The organism is Ohtaekwangia koreensis (assembly GCF_900167975.1).
In the GTDB taxonomy this organism is placed as follows: domain Bacteria; phylum Bacteroidota; class Bacteroidia; order Cytophagales; family Cyclobacteriaceae; genus Ohtaekwangia; species Ohtaekwangia koreensis.
Genome location: NZ_FUZU01000001.1, coordinates 2,736,008 through 2,754,827, shown reverse-complemented (window position 1 = coordinate 2,754,827; position 18,820 = coordinate 2,736,008). Strand labels below are relative to the sequence as shown.

The 18,820-nt window shown below is 42.0% G+C and carries 10 protein-coding genes; 4 read left to right on the top strand and 6 right to left on the bottom strand.

The features are described 5' to 3' along the window. The first annotated feature begins 453 nt into the window (after positions 1-453). From B5Y40_RS11005 to B5Y40_RS10990, 4 genes are all read left to right on the top strand, one after another. Entirely contained in the window at positions 454-705 is a 252-nt protein-coding gene (locus B5Y40_RS11005) for a hypothetical protein (RefSeq protein ID WP_079686707.1), read from the top strand. A 481-nt stretch (positions 706-1,186) separates the two neighbouring features. Further along, positions 1,187-2,158 (top strand): helix-turn-helix domain-containing protein, encoded by a 972-nt coding sequence (locus B5Y40_RS11000; protein WP_159453658.1) that lies wholly within the window; start codon positions 1,187-1,189, stop codon positions 2,156-2,158. A gap of 115 nt (positions 2,159-2,273) precedes the next feature. Continuing rightward, complete coding sequence (locus tag B5Y40_RS10995) at positions 2,274-2,834, top strand: DUF3575 domain-containing protein (RefSeq protein WP_143785699.1); 561 nt, start codon at positions 2,274-2,276, stop codon at positions 2,832-2,834. Between the two features lie 10 nt (positions 2,835-2,844). After that, on the top strand, positions 2,845-3,201 hold the full coding sequence (locus tag B5Y40_RS10990) for a DUF4260 domain-containing protein (RefSeq protein WP_079687166.1): 357 nt from the start codon (positions 2,845-2,847) through the stop codon (positions 3,199-3,201). Positions 3,202-4,332: 1,131 nt separating this feature from the next. On the opposite strand, the gene B5Y40_RS10985 is transcribed toward B5Y40_RS10990, so the two are convergent. The 6 genes from B5Y40_RS10985 to B5Y40_RS10960 form a co-directional block, all read right to left on the bottom strand. Continuing rightward, positions 4,333-5,868, bottom strand: a complete 1,536-nt coding sequence (locus B5Y40_RS10985; protein ID WP_079686704.1) for a cellulase family glycosylhydrolase — start codon at positions 5,866-5,868, stop codon at positions 4,333-4,335. Then, the gene (locus B5Y40_RS10980) at positions 5,865-7,328 is read right to left on the bottom strand and encodes a cellulase family glycosylhydrolase (protein ID WP_079686703.1); all 1,464 of its coding nucleotides are present in this window, start codon (positions 7,326-7,328) and stop codon (positions 5,865-5,867) included. Before B5Y40_RS10980 ends, B5Y40_RS10985 begins: the two co-directional genes overlap by 4 nt. Before the next feature lie 151 nt (positions 7,329-7,479). Continuing rightward, positions 7,480-8,658, bottom strand: a complete 1,179-nt coding sequence (locus B5Y40_RS10975) for a lipocalin family protein (protein WP_143785698.1) — start codon at positions 8,656-8,658, stop codon at positions 7,480-7,482. A 13-nt stretch (positions 8,659-8,671) separates the two neighbouring features. Continuing rightward, entirely contained in the window at positions 8,672-10,309 is a 1,638-nt protein-coding gene (locus B5Y40_RS10970; protein ID WP_079686701.1) for a RagB/SusD family nutrient uptake outer membrane protein, read from the bottom strand. 5 nt (positions 10,310-10,314) lie between these two features. Further along, a complete protein-coding gene (locus B5Y40_RS10965; protein ID WP_079686700.1) occupies positions 10,315-13,494 on the bottom strand; it encodes a SusC/RagA family TonB-linked outer membrane protein in 3,180 nt (1,059 codons plus the stop codon). 564 nt (positions 13,495-14,058) lie between these two features. Then, on the bottom strand, positions 14,059-18,216 hold the full coding sequence (locus tag B5Y40_RS10960) for a hybrid sensor histidine kinase/response regulator transcription factor (RefSeq protein WP_079686699.1): 4,158 nt from the start codon (positions 18,214-18,216) through the stop codon (positions 14,059-14,061). Positions 18,217-18,820: the final 604 nt, after the last annotated feature.

Below are 18,820 nucleotides of genomic sequence, written 5' to 3'. Positions count from 1 at the left end.
GCGTGGCTGGTACGATTGATCCAGCTTGCTGAGACGATTTGTGCAGATCGAATTACAGGAGGCTATTTATAACGATGACTGGATAATGGAAATAGATACAGTTACGCTCTCATGGAAGTTAATTTCATGCAGGCTGGCCTTGCTTGGTCTAAGTCAATACAGGTACGGAGCGCGCTGAGTAAAAGACCAAGTTTCTTTAAATCAAGTATTATAGATATAGCAATATAAACTGGTTTACTATATCTTAAATTCAAAGTAAAAATAAACCGGGTGATCGTTGTCATCATCGCCTTTAAGCGAGGTAATGATTGGAGACGCCATCAACCTTCTCTATAGGATAAAGGCCGTTTTGTAAATCTTAATACTTGAGACTTGTTTGGTTTACGTGAATTCTATACGCTGGCAATAGCCGAAGAAATTACTATATTGATTTGCTCTTATTGTATATATAATATGAAACAGCATGTTGCCCTACTCGTAATTGCATCAACATTCATACTTACTTCTTTTCTTACTATCCGACAATATATATCAGGAAAGATATACTCGAACAACCCAACGATTAATGCTCACCTGGCTGGATCGTATATATTTGTAAAATCTGATAATAAAATAATTGCCGGAGATTATGTTGACAAAGCCCGGCATTACCACATAAACTTCCTGGCAAATCTTTCTGGCAAAGGATCTTTTGATTTTATGTAGCCGGAAAAGGCATTGATACTATATTTTTAAAATCCTTTACCACATTTGAAAGTGACGTGGTAACTTGGGACATCAAGTACCCGGGCTAAAATCAAAAAGTAATGAGCGTTCACTCAGAAAAATTCTTCCTGAAGACAGTTCATCATGAGATTGTATTAGTAATTAATTCTTACCAATAAGCTGAACGATGTACAAGCTTGCAAAGCCAAGAAAGAAAAGACAGGCAAGAGTGTCGGTACCTTAGTAAAGAAAAAAGCCTTTCTTATTATTGCAATTTGAAGGCACATTCTCAATGCAACTACTTTCTATTATCAATTTTACAGCTTCCATTCAGGGCATTTTTCTTTCCTATTTGCTTTTTAATAAGAGATCTGAATCCAGGGAATACCGTGCACTGGGTTTCCTGGTGCTTGTAATGTCTATCGGGTTACTAGGCGCTGTGTTGGGGTTATCTGGGTACTACAAACAATTTCCACACCTCATGCGCATCGGTGACCCCATGGGATTGTTGCTGGGTCCGTTGCTATATCTATATATATACCTTCTTACGCGCGGTGAAACACCGAAGCGTTTTTACTTTCACCTGGTACCTTTTGTGCTCTATGTGGTTTCGATCATCCCTTTCTACACGTTGAGCGCGGAAGAGAAAATAGCTTTTGGCGAAAAAGTCTTTCTCAATAAAAATCAAAGCGCACTGGCGCTAGCCATACAAGTGGCTCGCACTATACATGTTATGGTTTATGTGGTGTTAAGTCTGGCGCTGATCAAACGATTCGACAAGGTGCTGGAAAAGAATTTCTCTGAGATCGAAAAAATCAACCTTCACAAATGTCAGGATCTCCTCAGGCTGTATGTGGTGGTCTGCGCCATAGCCATTGTCATTTTTATTGCCGTTTTTTTTATCCCATTTCACCTGGTCATGGCCAACAACCTTGTCGGCCTGGGTATCAGCCTTCTTATTTACATACTCGCTTATGTAAGCTGGGGTCAGCAGGTGGTAAAAGTCAACGAATTAGTTCCGGTTGAAGCGCCACAGGAAATTGAGCATCAAACGCCTTTTACAGCCTATTCGGGCAATGAAAATGGCAGAATTACACTCCACCTGAGTGATGAACAATACCAGAATTTATCAAAGCGACTCGAAAAGTTGCTTGATCACGATAAGGTCTATCTTGAAAACGAGCTTTCGCTGGCGCAACTCAGTAAAAAACTGAACATCGTACCGTACCTGGCCTCCGAGCTGATCAACCGCAAATACCAGGAGTCGTTTTTCGACCTGATAAACCGTCACCGCATCGAGGAGGTGAAAAAGCGGCTTACTGACCCGGCTTTTGCCTATTTATCTATTTTTGGGGTAGCAGTCGATTGTGGGTTCAATTCAAAGTCATCATTCAACACGGCATTTAAGAAATTCACCAGCCTAACTCCATCACAATATCGCGTCAGCAAATAATATCGTTCCGTAAATAAGGTATGACTTTCTGAAGTTGCACGTCCGGCTTTCGCAATCAGGGCGAAAACCACACGGGAGGCGGGCACTTTTGTGTCACATTTAAAAACAGAAAGTCATGAAAAAATCAATCTTTATTTTAATGCTTATCAGCAGCCGTGTTTGGGCGCAAGAGACTTACCATGTTGAAAAAGCATTTCACCTGGAAATAGACCCAATCGCGTATGCCTTAAAAGGATATTCGCTGCATGCCATCTACCAGGTTAACAAGCTAAGCTTCGATGCGGGCATATTTGGTATCGAGCCCCCCGAGGGGTTTACGGGTAATAAAGGCTTTCGCGAAAAAATGAACGGCGCCGGCATCAAGGCTCATTATCATTTTAGCGGAATCAAAGGCTGGTTTACTGGCATCAGCGCCGGGTACTCCAATATGGATATCAAACATAAAGCCTCCGGGGCGACCGACAAGGGTAAAGCGGTAGGCATTGGCGCCGATGTGGGCTATCGCTTCTTTTTCTGGAAAAATCAAATGGGAAAGCCCACCGGCCTTTACCTGATGCCGTGGGTAAGTGTTGGCTATGATGTTTACCAGGAGAAAATAGACATCGTTGAAAAAGAATACAAGCAACAGCCCGTTACCTTTTTTCCTACTGTACACATAGGTTACCGGTTCAAATAGACCTATGGACATGAAAATGCTGCTGAAAGCTGAAGAAGCTGCCGAGCTGGTAATGGCCTATGTTTTAAGTCTGCTCTTGGGGTATATCTGGTGGATGTTTTTTGCGCTGCTATTTCTGCCAGATGTGTTCATGGCAGGCTACATGGTAAATAAAAAGGCTGGTGCATGGCTTTACAATCTGGCCCATCATAAGGGAGTAGCGGTTATAATCGGCCTTACTGCATTAGCCCTCTCAAGCCAGGCAGGTATGCTTAGTGCCTGCGTACTGTTTGGCCATAGCGCCCTGGACCGCATGCTGGGTTGGGGTTTAAAATATAAGGATGATTTCAAACATACTCACACTGGGTGGATCGGGAAAAGCTCCTAGGCCCTACGCTACACAGGACTGGTACTGACTTTCATAAGAAGGCTGCATTAACATTAACCTAATGCATCAAATTTTTGCTCCCATCCCCTTGCCCTGTCCCCTGACAGGACACTAGTGCTTTGTCAGGGGACAGGATGGGGTGAAGATGACCGCACTAAGCTCAGCAGACAAAACCAGTCCATGGGCTTGCCAAGGCGGGCGAAACGGAAGTGAGGGGATTGTTCGCCGACAGAATTATTTAACGATATAGATTGGCAGTTGTCCTGGTGCTGCAAGAGAAGGCTTCGGCACAGGAGCATTTCTGCCCTTGATCATCGTTTAAAAAATCTTCTATCAAATCCTTCAGAATAAGAGGCGCTCTAGACAAATATACAGCCAGCCGTTCATTTTCTTTTTTTCGGTTTGAACGAAAACCAAGAAGCCTTTTTTTGATTTATTGCAGGTACTTTGATAATCTGAAAAGATCAAAAGCTTTTTTTGCAGAGTTGATGAGCCCCTATTAATAACTACACATACACTCACAATGATGTAAATGATATTGCTTCGGTATATCTATAATTCTTATCGACACCATGGATGATATATATACCATGGTCTATACATAATTAATGTAGTATACAGTTGTCAGCCGGGTCTAGCTCGACAACTGTATCTACACTGCCATTGATTATTCTCTTTGGTAGAATCGTGAGATTGGACCAAAGAAACAGAAAGCTCCGGCACTGCATCGACATTACCATCTCCCTTTCCGCTGAACCATTGCGTTCAGGGCAAGGGATCTTTCTTTGCAGTGATTCATGTCGATCATTTACTCAACTGCCGCATGAATTGCATCAATCGTAGCCTGATCCTTTATCGTCGTCAGATTTGCCCGATCCAGCACACCACCTGTATCCACCAAAATGGTACAATACCGCGCGTCTTCGCCTCCTTGGTCACAAATTTACCCAGTGGTCAACAGAGATTTCTTCATACCTCTGGGATCAGAGGTAAATACCAATGCTAACCATTGACATATGATACACATATAAACAGTACCTTATCTAATGTTAGATATCCGTAAGCCCAACATTAGATAAGCAACCAGATCAGCCACTATTCACCACGGGCTCTCAGCGCATCCATGGCGCGTTAATCATCCCAATCCATTAATGGTAATCCAGCTCCGACACGTAGTGAATCTAAATCCCTTTGGTTATCCAATGTTTCGGTTCCTCTGTCTATTACACCAGCCCAAAGAAACGGGGATATTTTATTGGCACGGGCAGTTCTTACAGCATGTCCAAGGAAATGTGCTCTTGAGTTTAAAGACAATATTGAATCTGCTGGGGTTGGACAATTAGCAGAATGGTTTTCTGTACCAAACTCACCCATCAATAAAGGAATACCATTATCTACAAATCTTTCCTTAGCTAATTGAAAGGTGCTTTCCATATAATCCTCTTCGTAAGCAGTTGAATTATGTTCTGGATCGGTAGTTGATTTAAGGTTAGCACCCCAATAACGCCACTCTTTTCCCCAACTGGCATCACCTGTTAAAATACAAAAATTTGACGGGGTATAATAGTGAAATTCAAGCATCAATTTATCAGGAACCTTATCGACAGGCAAACCAGGGTTTGCACCAACAGAAAAGAAAGTGGCTAAATCAAGTGATGTGTTTGGAGCTTGAATAACTAAAGTACGGTAAGCATTTTTCCCTCCGGTAGAGCGAACAGCATCGATAAATATTTGGTGAAAATCATGCAAATTGGTAACTTCTACTAATGTTTTAGCATCAGGTTCATTGGAACTTGCAAACATTACTTTTTCATCAAAATCACGCAATTTAGTAGCTACCTGTTCCCATATAACCCTTTGAATAGCTTTTATACTATCTAATTTTGCACCAGTAGCTTTACAATCCATAAAGCCATCATGGTGATCATTTACCAGTACATACATATCATCATTAACACAATATTGTACTACTTCTTTTAACCTGTCTAACCAAGAATCATCAATTTTTCCAGTTTCTTTATTTGCATGCGAGACCCAATATTGACAAGGAATTCTTATAGCATTAAACCCTCCCTCTTTAAGCACATCTATTAGATTTTGTGTTATCAAAGGATTTCCCCAACCAGTTTCTCCATAAGGAGTTTCCATAGTATTCCAGATATTTATTCCCAATTTAATACCTGCATTTATCTCCATTGCAGTACTTCCCATGCCTGTCGCATCGGGCTCAATTGGTGATGTGTTATAAGATGGATAAAGTTGAGCCGCCTGAGACACTTTAACCCGTCTGCTTTGCCCGTTATCCGAGTCGACAGTCACTATAGCTGTACGTGTGCTGCCAGTACTATTAACGCCTGCTGATACTTCAATGGAGGCTGTACCGTTGCTTCCGCTCGTCTGACTGATCTGCAACCAGCCTAAAGCAGGATTACCAATTCGCCACGTATTGTTACAGGTAATTGTAACTTCCGATTTACTTCCCTCTGCAGGGATCGTAAGCTCGGATACAGAAACTGAAAGCTCCGGCACTGCATTATCATTACCATCTTCCTTGCAGCCGGCAAGAAAGACCATAACCAAGAGTATTATCAGAAGAGTACCTGTGCCGTAGCTCTTGTTTGAGGTCAAGGCCTCTATCTTTCCGGAAAGCGATTTTATGAAGATCATTTTTCAGCCCCCGCGTTAAGTGCATCAATCGTTGCCTGATCCTTTATCGTCAGATTTGCCCGATCCAACACACCTCCGGTATCCCACCAGAATGGTATAACGCCGTGGGCGATGGCCTCCTTGGTAACAAATGTAGTCCAATGCTTTACGGAACTGCTGTGCTTGTCCATGTCTTTAGGAACGTGGCTACTGCCACCACGATTATAAGCTGCATACTCACCCATCACTACAGGAATACCTTTGTCAACGAACTTTTCCTTCATCTTCTGAAAATATGAAATTTGCTCAGCCTCTTCTCCCCATGTAGCATTGCGATCAGGTTCAATCGTAGAGTGGTAGTCACTACCCCAGTAGTAAAACATGTCACCCCAACTGGCGTCACCATCTAACAATGTGAATTGAAACGGTGTGTAGTTATGAATTTCAACCATCATTCTGCCTTCAATTTTATCAACCGGCAAAGTATTCATGAGGTCGTATGTTTTTAGGATATCAGTACTCGGTCCTTGAACAACCAGAACGCGATAGGTATTCTTTCCACCTGTAGAACGAACGGCATTAATAAACGTCTGATGATAGCTAATAAGAATAGCCATTTGCTCCAGGTTACCATCATCTACCGGAGGTTCGTTGGCACTGGCAAACATCAGGTGTTCATCAAAATCACGCATGGCCGTGGCAATTTGCTCCCAGTAAGCTTTCTGCTTGGCGTTTATAGAATCCTTTTTTATGCTGTTAATGTTATGATCCAGCCAGCCTCCATCCCAATGTATATTTAGTAAAACATACACATCGTTTTTTACGCAGTATCCCACCACTTCTTTGACACGGTTCATCCAGTCCTGATTGATTTTTGCGGTTGCTTTATTGTCTACGTGATGCCAATCCCAGGCACAAGGAATTCTGATGGCATTGAATCCGCACTGTTTTACAAATTTTATGTAGTCTTCGGTAATCACAGGGCTACCCCAGCCTGTTTCTCCCCCGGGCGCTTCAAAGGTATTTCCAATGTTCCAGCCGAGTTTCATCTTGGCAGCAAGCTCTGATGCCGTGCTACTCATTCCTGTCATATCGGGAGGCTTGGGAGATGTGTTGTAGGTTGGGAAAAACTGAGCGGCCTGCGAAATAGTAATGCGTCTGTCCTGACCGTTATCGGAATGAACATTCAGAATTGCAGACCTGGTAGAGCCGGAAGCATTGATACCAGCTATGATGTTAATAACGGCACTCCCGCTGTTGCCATTGACCTGACTTAATTGCAACCATGTGGGAGCCGGATTGGAGATCGTCCAACTATCATTACTAGTAATGGTAAACTCCGAGGTATCACCTTCGGCATTGAAGGAGAATGCCTTTTCAGAAACAGAAAGTTCCGGATCAACATCATCCTTTTTGCAGGAGAGGCAAGAAAAAATTACAACAAGAAGGAATAGAAAAAGAATGCTACACTTAGTCTTCATTTGTGATTTAATTAAGATTATTTCTGGTGGTAAAGAATTACAGCTTTGGTTTTAGTACGATAGCTGTAATTCTTTTTTAGTATGGTGAAATGTATGTTATTCCTTACCAGGCTTATTAAGCAGGCATTGCCGTATGCTGGTTACTGTCATTCTACTTCTTGATAAAGTTGAAAATCTGGAATTCCGATTTATTGACGTGATTAAATGCCAATTGCATAGTGGAATCCGTAAGGATGAGGATGCGCGCTACATCCCTATATTTGGCATCGTTCCAACCCATTCTAAGTGGATCCACACCAATAAAAATTATAGTCTTGGCACTTTCATCCAGAGCATAACTTCCGTCATATACTCCTTTGGTGCTTATTACCTTTTGATCTACTGTGACAAATGTACCCTCATCGCTTACAGTAAAGGTCATGGAGCCAAAGTCAGTAGTCGCGGGATCTCCGGGACCCATCCACGACTGCCACGTCCACTCATCGTAAGCACAACTTCCATTCGGTTTTGTACATACTCTATTCCAGCCTAAATCAACACCTCCCCAAAACAAAGGACCTTTGAACGATGATGAGGCACCATACACCCATGCTTTCCCTGGCCCAACTCCACCAGTGAGTAGTTGCGCAAGCGGACCAACTACTACGGGAACTTTAATCTTTATTGAAAAAGTTGTGGACCCGATACTTGTTGTGAAACTGATTTTATCTTTCAGCACAAGATTACTCGCCGAAAAATCATCCGGTAACTGTACGATAGCACTTGTATCGGTGTATATAACATTGGCTAGGTCAGCATTGACGCCTTGAAAGGTTATCGCAGTTGCATCTTTAAGATTATAACCGATCAGATTAATCTGTTGACCTGGCTTGATAACATTTACAATCGTGTCATTCGGAGGGGCTGCGTAGTTTCTGACTTCAGAAATTAAAGGGGCTCCTTTAATGTTAATGCTATAAGTAGTCACCACGCCGTTCTTGTTAACCAACATTATTTCATTAACCCTGTTGCGTGGCACGGATTGAAATGGAATAGAGGGCACTTGTATAATCATATTTTGACCCGTAACCAAAGCCGAATTGATTGTAGCCTGAGTCCCCCCAAAAAAAGCAGCAACCACGTTGTCTAAATTTCTCCCGGTCAAGACAACCCACTGGCTGGTTTCCAGGGCTTGTACAACAGTATCGTTGGGAGAAGCAGCATAATTTCGGACCTCCGTGATAATAGGTGGGTTCATATCATCATCGGGTCCACAACCCAGCAATAAGACAGCTGCCATCGTGCTGAACAGCAGAAAATGGTAGATTCTTTTATTAGATTTATTTCTCATATATTTTATGTCTTTAGAATGAGTAGGGTACAGCAGGTTGCAACAAATAAGGATTGGCAGTTATCTCATCAGACGGTATAGGCAACTTAAAGGTATTGGCTGTTGCCGGTGTGATTGCCTCATAAGTACCTCCAGGAGTTACTTTACCCGTTTCACCATCAACGCTGATTTTAGAACGGCAATCTTCACAATTAAGAAGGCCTAAAGCTTTTACCGGATTGTAATTTGAAAGTCTGACAATGTCAAACCAGTATTCACCTTCACCTGCCAGTTCAACTCGTCTTTCTTTGAACAATGCATCAGCATCAATGGAGCTAACCTCATCAAGACCTGCCCTTTTTCTTATCTGATTAAAATACCCTAATGCCTGTGCATCGGAGGTTGTTCCATTGTTACCCAGAACTGCTTCGACATAAATCAAGTATATATCAGCAAGCCTTAGCAGTATCGTATGTTCAGGGGACGAAGTATTGGTCATTTGCGGCAAATTGAGGTCTTTCTCGTTACCGATGATATGCTTCTTTAAACCACTGTCGCCGCCGAACTTAAGGCCATTCTTTGTAATGCCTGCTTCAACATAACTGATATTCGTGTTTAATTCAGAGTACTTTTCACCTCTTAACATGAAGGTAGCTTTGCGCCGCAGGGAGTCAATTTCAGTGGAGTCATTATCAAGATCAAGGTATTGAAGGTACATGTCATAGGTGGCTTCAATACCAAAATATCCTCCACTACCATTTATGATTAACGCGCCACTATAAAGCTGGAGCATATTGCCATTGTACCAGCCTCCACCATTCGTTGGCCATTGAAGGGCAAACAATGATTCTTCATTATCGCTATTTTTATATTCGAACACCGCGGCATAATCATCTAGCAGTGATAATCCACTTTGTTCACAAACATTGCCTGCATATAGCTTTGCGCTGTCAAGGAGTGCCTGATCGCGCGTGCCACTGTGATTCAAACCTGCCCATGTTAGATACACTTTCGCTAACAACCCTTGGGCTGACCATGTAGTGACCCTGCCCTTATCCCATCCTCCGCCCGTTACAGGCAAATTTTTCCGTGCAAACGTCAGGTCATTAGCCACAAATTGATAGACATCGCTGGCGTGATTTAGGTGAACCAAAGGATTGTCAAACAAATCTCTGTTGTCCTCAATAATCGGAACATCTCCCCATAGTCTGGTCAGGGTGAAGTAGGCATAAGCACGCATAAACTTTGCCTCTCCAAGTGCAGCATTAACATCCGCTTTCGGAATATCATTTTGCGCTAATTCTTCTATTGCATGGATGGTAGTGTTGGCATGGGCAATTAAATTGTACATCGTTCTCCATTCTGCAACCAAATTGCTGTTATAGCCGGTGAGTGAGAAGGTATTGAGTTGCGTTGCACCGCCATTATATCCCAGTATCATGTTGCCGCTCAAAACTTCACCTAATGGCAGATAGCACTCAGAACTCCATTGGCCCCATATCCCACCAGTGTATAGCGCAGCAGTAGCCTTCTTCAGATCATCGGAAGTTTTATAAAAATTGTTGCTCATAATAGACGACAACGCAGGACGGTCTAAGAACGAATCACCACACGATATTAGAAACCCAGAGATAGCGATCGCTAAGCAGATAATTTTAGATTTTGTTTTCATAGTCTCTATAGGGATAAGTTTAAACCAAACGTGATCATTCGTGGTTGAGGATAGTAGCCATCATCAATACCTGCGGTGAGAGGATCCCAAGATCCAATTTCAGGATCCATACCTGAATATTTAGTTATCGTAAACACGTTTGTGGCGGTCGCATACACTTTTAAAGTCTTCAAGTGTATTCTTCGTATGAGATTGAGGGGAAGGTTATAGCCTAGAGAAATGCTTTTACACTTTACAAATGAACCATCCTCAACGTATAGGTCCGTTACTCTTTGGTTTTCATTTGTTTTATCATTCCTCAGCCCGGATATCTTGGTATCGGGATTGGTCACATATACATTATTAACATCTGAAGCTGATCCGTTAGGATCAACTAAGGCAAGGTTTGCATAATTACTTAAGCCTTTAAAATAGGCGCTATTTCCTTGTGGGTCCTCGTGGTTTTTACGCGTTGCATTGTATACTTTGTTACCAATGTTGGAGCTAAAAAATATATTTAATTCAAAGTTTTTATAGATGAAAGTGTTATTCAACCCTAACTGGACTTTCGGAATTGGCGATCCCAGAAATTGTTGATCTCTTTCATCTATAATTTCATCTCCATTGATATCCTTAAATTTCAAGTCGCCATACCAAATACTACCAGCTGCATTTCCATAAGGAATCGGTTCATTATTTTTCACCGGCCGGGGATGTGGTAAGACACCATTTGCTTCATCACCTAGAAAATCCGTTGGAGTTGCATAAACGCCCTCCACTACATAGCCATAAAAATCTCCTATTGACCTGCCGGCTACAGTTCTGTTGTACGTCTTTTGAATTGAGGCGTCTTCTGTATTTAATTTTATTATCTTATTCTTGTTGTGCGATACGTTAAGTTCTGTGGTCCAGGTAAGAGCTTTACCGCGGAGGTTGTCTGAACTTATTCTAAAATCGAACCCTTTGTTGTTCATGGAACCGATATTCACCCAGGGTGCTCGTAATGAACCGGGAGGCCAGGTTCCAAGACCTGTTCCTGAATACAGCGGTAATGTAATTTGCATGGCAAGATCCTCAGTTTTGCGCTCGTAAAAATCAACCGAAAAACTTACCCTGGAATTAAAAAAGGCTGCATCAAGACCGATATTATTATAGTGGGTTTGCTCCCATTTTAAAGCCGGGTTTCCAATTTCATCGTTCACGACAGCCACGCCCCCCAAGTTTGATGACACTGAGGCCGTGTTAAGCGTACTGGCATAAGAATAAGATCTACCACCCGCCCGGTTGGTCAAACCGGTACTCACACGCAGTTTCAATTCATCAACGTTGTTGATGCTTTTAAAAAATGACTCGTTATTTATCTTCCATGCTAAAACACCGGAATAGGACAATATCCAGCGATTTTCTTCAGCATACATTGAATTGCCATCATAGCGTGCATTACCGGTGAGCAGGTATCGGTCGTTATAACCAAAATCCAAACGGCCAAAATACGACTCTATCGCGCTGTGGCCTTTCGTGCCTCCGTTTGTTGATTTTGCAGGATCACCTCCGCTAATGGTTTCAACCGTGTTTGTAGGAAAACCCTGACGGGATGCACTTAACCCTCTCCCTTGGTCCAATTGCGACTCATGTCCCGCCATTGCGGTCAATTTGTACTTCTCTAGAAATGAACGGTTGTAGGTAACGGTAGTACTCATTTCCACGTGATTATTATCACTGTAGTCTGCGGAAGCACCGCTTTCACTCCTAACAAGGTTGCCCATTACGTAGGACGGATTAAACCTATCCCTGTTATAGATGGAAAAATTCCCCCCAACAACATTTCTTAAGACCAAACCTTCGACAATATTAACTTCAGCATAGACATTGGCATAGACCTGCTTCCGGTTGGCCTCATCCTTATTAATCATTGCAAGGGCATAGGGGTTTTCCGTTCTCGGTACCCAAGGGTCGTCATTGTGCGCCCCTCCCCATGAGCCGTCAGTATTCTGTACAGCAATATCAGGGGTCATGGAGAGAGCCTTCCCAATTACTCCGGAAGTTGTGGAGCTAACCTTTTCATCAATATTTACAAACTGGATACTGGTACCGAGTTTCAACCATTTGGTGGTTTTGTTGTCCAGGTTTAAACGAACAGACGTCCTGTTAAACTTAGATCCGAAAGCAATTCCATCGTTTTGATAATATGTTCCTGATAAATAGTAACGCGTTTTTTCATCTCCACCACTGAGGGAAATTGAATGTTCGCTTACCCGTGAAGTTTTAAATAGCGCGTCCTGCCAGTCAGTTCCTTCACCTAAATACTGGGGATTCTGAAATTCAGGCCTTGCATCAAAATTCCAGGTCGGCTCCGCTGCCCTTGCGTTCATGAAGGTTGCATGCTCGCGTAAATTCATGACCGGAAGTCTCTGCAAGAGTTGTTGAACCCCTGTATAAGTCCGATATTCAACGGTTGGCGATTGCTGCTTTCCTCTTTTGGTAGTAATTAAAATAACACCATCGGTTGCTGCGGCACCGTAAATTGCTGTCGCGGAAGCATCTTTTAACACTTCAATAGACTCAATTTCCGAAGCATTAATACCGGCTAATGGGTTCATGCCGCCATCTGTGGTGCCGGCCATGCCACTATTAGGAGAATTGATTTTTACACCATCTATTACATACAGTGGAGAAGCTCCGCTCAAAGAGGTTATCCCGCGAATCTGAACAGAAACACCACCACCGGGCTGTCCGGAGACTTGCTGTATCACCATCCCGGGTACTCTACCCTGCAGCGCCTGCTCCAGGGTGGTAGCATTCGTCTTTCGTAGGTCTTCACCTTTAACAGAAGATATGGAGCCTGTAAGATCTTTTCTTTGTACTTCGCCGTAGCCAATTACCACTATTTCATTAAGGGTCTCCACGTCTTCATTAAGAAATACTTCAATGCGTGTCTGTTCTCCTACGGTGACCTCGTGACTCTTGTAGCCAATGAAAGAGAATGTAAGAATTTGTCCTGTTTGGGCTTCGATGGCAAACTCGCCATTCGAGTCTGTTGTTGTTCCGATGGAAGTGCCTTTCACGAATACGTTAACTCCGGGCATAATAGACCCCGGCATGTCTTTTACGATTCCTGTGATCTTCTGCTGCTGGGCAGCCACCGTCTGGCACACCAGGGCTGAACATGCAACAAGAACTAACCACCTGTAAAGGTTTTTTTTCATAAGGTTTGGTTTTGGTTAGAAATTTGGATCGACGATTTACCCGTGCGCAGGATCGACAACGTCTTGATAATACTGATGCAATCGATTCGCGCTTCTTAACGACTGTAATCGTTTGCAGTAAATATGGTTTGTTAAAAATTACGGGTGGTCCAATTGATGAGCCCAACGAGTCTGATAATTAAGACTGCTATTTTTTGTCAACTCATTCAAGACGTTTGATCTAGTTTCAGACGATTTGTCCAGGAAATTAAACGCAAAAAATGAGTTTTGTGGATTCTAAAAAACGGGAGTTAAAACTCAGGGAAACCTTAGAGGTGAATCCTTATGGATGACAAAGTGTCTACAGGTACAGACATAGATAAAGAAACGCCAACACGCTCAACAGCGCGAAAGTTAAAAGCAACACTTCGGTTAATGTGACCCATTTTAAGTACTTCCTGGAATAACGTTTCATGACAATAAGGAAGCTCAAAATTAACTCCACTCCGATTGCCAGGTGAGATCAAAAATCTAAATGATCAGTGCTGTACGTATAAATCTAGAAAGATGGACCATTACCTCACATTACCCAATCTCAGGATCTTCGTGACCTTTCTTTTTTAACGCGAGGTATTCTGATGGCAACACTCCGTATTGTTCTTTAAAGTACTTGGTAAAATATTTAGGAGTATTAAAACCAACACTGTAGCCTACTTCCCGCACGGTTAGCTGACTTCGTTCAAGTAATTGCGCGGCATGTTGCAATCGAATTGTTCTAATAAACTCGAGTGGTGTTTTTCCACTTAAAGCCTGAATTTTCTTAAAAACATATGCCCTGCTAATTCCGAGTTCCATCCCAAGCTCTTGAATAGAGAAGGAAGGAGAGGATATGTTTGCCTCAACAATTTTAACAGCCTTTTCAATGAATTTGACATCCAACGGAGTTATTTGAAGTTCACTTGACTTGATATCCAATGTTTTACGAAATGCTCTTTGAAATTTCTCGCGTTGGTGCAACAGATTGTTAATCCGTGCCTCAAGTACTTCAAAATTGAATGGTTTAGTAATATAATCGTCTGCGCCCGCTTTCAATCCTTCGATGCGTTGTTCTTCGTTAGATCTGGCGGTAAGAAGGATTACCGGAATGTGAGACACCCTTTCGTCCGATTTAACCTTGGTACACAATTCAATGCCATCCATGTAAGGCATGGCGATATCACTTACAATTAAATCGGGTTGAAGTGATAATATACAATCTAAACCATCGCTACCATTGGCTGCTTCATGTATTGTGTAGAGGAATTTTAAATTATCTCTTAGATAAAAGCGAAAATCATCATTGTCGTCAATAAGAAGCAACGACTTCTTTTCTGTTTTACCAGACAGCTTCTCCGAACTTATCTCATCCATGTAGCTTGACTCGCTCGCTTCCCGGTATTGCAAATCCGGCATAGCAGCGTCTTCAATTTGATCAAGCGTGTCCTGCGATTCTCGCAGAGGCAACATCACCTTGAAAGAGCTTCCGACACCTACCTCACTTTTCACTTGGATGCTTCCACCGTGTATTTTCACGAATTCCTTGGTGATCGCCAGACCAATTCCACTGCCTTGGTTTAGGACACTTTTCGGAATATCTGTTTGAAAAAATGGTTCAAAGATCTTGTCAAGTTTGTCGGCTGGTATACCTATCCCCGTATCGCTTACATCAATGCGCAGCAGTTGTTCACTTGCTTCCAATAGTAAATCGACCCTTACAGAAACGCCACCATTTTCAAGTGTAAACTTGAAGGCATTACTGAGAAGATTAAATAAAATCTTTTCAAGTTTATCATGGTCAAAAAGTACTTGATGAGAATTGACAACACTATCAAATGAAAGATTGATGTTTTTCTTTTCTGCGAGATCGGAAAATGAAAATACGGTGTCCCTGATAAAGGCAATAACATCGCCTTTACTCGGCCTAAACGGTATTTCGTGGACTTCTAATTTTTTAAAATCCAACAATTGATTTACTAAATTCATTAGACGCTTTCCATTTCGAAGAACCAGTTGAAATTGCGTTAATTGCTCTGGATCCTTCGCTTTTTTAATCAGCTTCTCCATCGGTGTAAGGATAAGCGTCAGTGGTGTCCTAAACTCGTGACTTACGTTGGTAAAAAATTTCACTTTTAGCATGTCAAGTTCATGCAATCTTTGCATTTCAGAGCGTTCCTGTTCGATAGAAAATTTCATTTTCTCACGGTGTTGAATAGCTTTTCGTGTAAAGAAAAGGACAACGATTACAAACAATCCGTAGAGTAAAAAGGCACCTCTGCTTTTCCAAAACGGAGGTTGAATAATGATTGCTAAAATCGCATCATTTTTACTGGGCACCCCGTCTCCATTTGATGCCCGAACGCGTAATAAGTATCTACCTGGATTTAAGCCATTAAATACGATCTCGTGACTGTTTGAATCCACAGGCAACCAATCTTCATTTAATCCTTCAAGCTGATATATATAATGGTCACGCTCGGGGTTGAGGTAGTTTAATGAGGATAACTTCAACGAAAAGAAATTCTTATTGGGAGGAAGAGTAATCTGGTCAGTTTCCGAGATCGATTTTTTTAAAATAACCAAGCCATCGATTTTTTCGCCTATGTCAACACGCTTTTCGTAAAGCTCAAGTTCTGAAAAAATGACTTTCTCTATTGGAAGGTCCTTGCCGTGCTGCTTGCGCCCCAAAATATTAAAGCCAGTAGGACCGCCGAAAAGGAGCTCCCCGTTTTTGGTTTTGAAACCCGCATTGGAATTAAACTGCCTGCCCTGCAGTCCATCCAACTCATTATAGCGCTTCAATGACGCGCCATGTAACGAGCCTGCAGCGAGTGTAATTTTTGAAAGCCCATTCAACGTGCTAATCCAAATATCGCCAATATTGTCTTCCTGTATTTGTACAACTGTGCTTTTTATACTGTTTTCTTGAAAGTCGATAAAGCCATTAATTGACTCATCGAAAATGTTTAAACCTCTAGCAGTCCCGATCCACAAGCGTCCCTTGGAATCCTTCATTATATCAAAAATAGTGTTACTACTAAGGCAATTCGGCTTAGCCGAATATCCAAAATGTCTAAACGTTTTGTCGTTCGCTGACAAAACATCGATTCCTCCAAACGTGCCAAACCATATATTACCATGCCGATCCTCACATATTGCCTCGATAGTTGGTGATTGCAACGCATTGGTGCCCCATAGTTTTAGCCGGTGAAATTTTCCTGTTTTTTTATCAAACAGCGCGGCACCGGCATCGGTGGTTCCAATCCAAATGCGTTCTTGCGAGTCCTGGAAAATCTCCCAAACATCCATGCTAGGAAGCGATGTAGTGTCACCTTGAGTACTGGTGAAGCGAGTGAAATTTTTGCCATCGAATTTATTAAGTCCATTCTTGTATGTTCCGATCCACAGGTTATCATCCGTGTCCAGGCATAAACTTACGACGACATTTCCGCTGAGGCTGTTTTGATTTCCGGGTACGTTGAGATATTGTTTAAATGTCCCCTTGTGTCGATCGAAATACAAGAGTCCCCCTCCGTTCGTTCCGATCCAGAGGTTTCCCTTTTTATCTTCTTCAAAACTGTTAATATCCTCGAAAGGTAAGCTGTGCGGATCGGTTCCATTGTGCTTGTATATATCGAACTGGTAAATATTGGGATGGTAGTAACTCACCCCACGCTTATAGGTACCGATCCAAACAATTCCTTGGTCATCCTTGTACAGACAGGTTATTGCATTCGATGCAAGACTCAGGTGGTCGCCGTCAACATGAAAGAGGTTTTTAATAGATGCTGTCCGCTTATCTAAAATATTGATTCCTCCGTGGTCTGTTCCAACCCAGATCAGGTCGTTGTCAGCCACCGTTTGCCCCGATACGAATTTTGCATTGAGTTGTGAAACTATACCTCGCCCAGTCAACTTTTTTTGTTCGACATCATAGACAAAGACACGATTTGTTGCCCCAGGTGCAGAAATCCATAGATCCCCTTCAGTGTCAGCAGTAATTTGATAATTATTCACTGCCCTATCCACATCCTGAAGAGTCTCAACTCTTTCGGCCACTACTCCTTGTTGATTATGGATTTCTATTCTCTCAATTATGCCATTAGCGTGTATTAACCAATAATTTCTGTTTTTATCAACGCAGAAGCCTGTAATTTCATCTTTAACTATAGACAATGGATCAGCGGCGATGTTTTCAATGACGATGTATCCATCTTGTTTGGGGTGATATCTCACTAATTTATCTGGTTGCACAAACCAGTAGAAACCATCGCTATCTTTTATGATATTATAAAGACGCTCAGATATCCTGTACTTTTTAAAGAAAGAATCCAAGTGTCGTTCAAACGTCTCATTTTCTGGATCATAAAGTGTGAAACCAGCGGTAGTGAGAATCAACAATCTCCGATCAGGGGTTTCAAAAATCTTGTACACGCCATCACCCGGAAGAGAGGTTGTATCAAGAGGATCATTGATAAAAGATTTTATTGCATAGCCATCAAAACGATTTAGACCATCGGCAGTGCCAATCCACACAAAGCCGCGACTGTCTTTAAATATTGTCCATACGTCTGGGTGCGATAGGCCATCCTTTAAATCAATTTGTTTGAATCTAAACTGTTCGCTTTGGCCAAATAGGGCTCCTACCATGAAGGTAAAAAAACAGAGAAAATATACTTTGCAGCTTCTTCCGGGCAAAAACTTCATTTGTTAAACAAGTTTAAATCGTGTTTAAATATCTTCACTTGCTTACTGTTAAGTCGCATCGTAGACTACATTGTGTTTCAAAATGTCACTATACCGCAGTTGACAGTTACAACGCAAAGAAGTCAAATCAAGCTAAATTCTAGGAATCAGAGGGGACAATAAGTATAATTTACACAATACTTTTGATCCGTTGTGTGTTTACTTCCACTTAACTTTCTAAACCCCGCACACAGAAGCAAAATCCACCTCATGGATGGGAGGCCTAATGTTACACAGCGAACGTAAATACGTCCATACCAGCTAATTTTATACCTCGATGTCAAGTGTGATGATGTCCGCCTGTCGGGGATACTACCACAAGGATACTTACTCTATTGAGACGACTATTTGGACATCATTTTTAGGCGATTTGTGCATTGGCCTCCATCCTACAGGCAAAAACGATCTTTTTAATTCACAATAGCAGTTTATCTCAAACGTTTTCACTTCTTGATCGACCTCAAACGTTGCCGTATATCATAGATGCATCTTTCTTAGATTTTCTCCTTGTAGTAAATGATTTACTTTATTCCCTACTACTTAAAAGGTGTAGCAAGGAAGCATT

Coding starts and splice junctions, on each gene's coding strand:
- B5Y40_RS11000 (WP_159453658.1), top strand. CDS start 1,187: ATGCGCATCGGTGACCCCATGGGATTGTTGCTGGGTCCGTTGCTATAT.
- B5Y40_RS10990 (WP_079687166.1), top strand. CDS start 2,845: ATGAAAATGCTGCTGAAAGCTGAAGAAGCTGCCGAGCTGGTAATGGCC.
- B5Y40_RS10985 (WP_079686704.1), bottom strand. CDS start 5,868: ATGATCTTCATAAAATCGCTTTCCGGAAAGATAGAGGCCTTGACCTCA.
- B5Y40_RS10970 (WP_079686701.1), bottom strand. CDS start 10,309: ATGAAAACAAAATCTAAAATTATCTGCTTAGCGATCGCTATCTCTGGG.
- B5Y40_RS10960 (WP_079686699.1), bottom strand. CDS start 18,216: ATGAAGTTTTTGCCCGGAAGAAGCTGCAAAGTATATTTTCTCTGTTTT.
- B5Y40_RS10975 (WP_143785698.1), bottom strand. CDS start 8,658: ATGAGAAATAAATCTAATAAAAGAATCTACCATTTTCTGCTGTTCAGC.
- B5Y40_RS11005 (WP_079686707.1), top strand. CDS start 454: ATGAAACAGCATGTTGCCCTACTCGTAATTGCATCAACATTCATACTT.
- B5Y40_RS10965 (WP_079686700.1), bottom strand. CDS start 13,494: ATGAAAAAAAACCTTTACAGGTGGTTAGTTCTTGTTGCATGTTCAGCC.
- B5Y40_RS10980 (WP_079686703.1), bottom strand. CDS start 7,328: ATGAAGACTAAGTGTAGCATTCTTTTTCTATTCCTTCTTGTTGTAATT.
- B5Y40_RS10995 (WP_143785699.1), top strand. CDS start 2,274: ATGAAAAAATCAATCTTTATTTTAATGCTTATCAGCAGCCGTGTTTGG.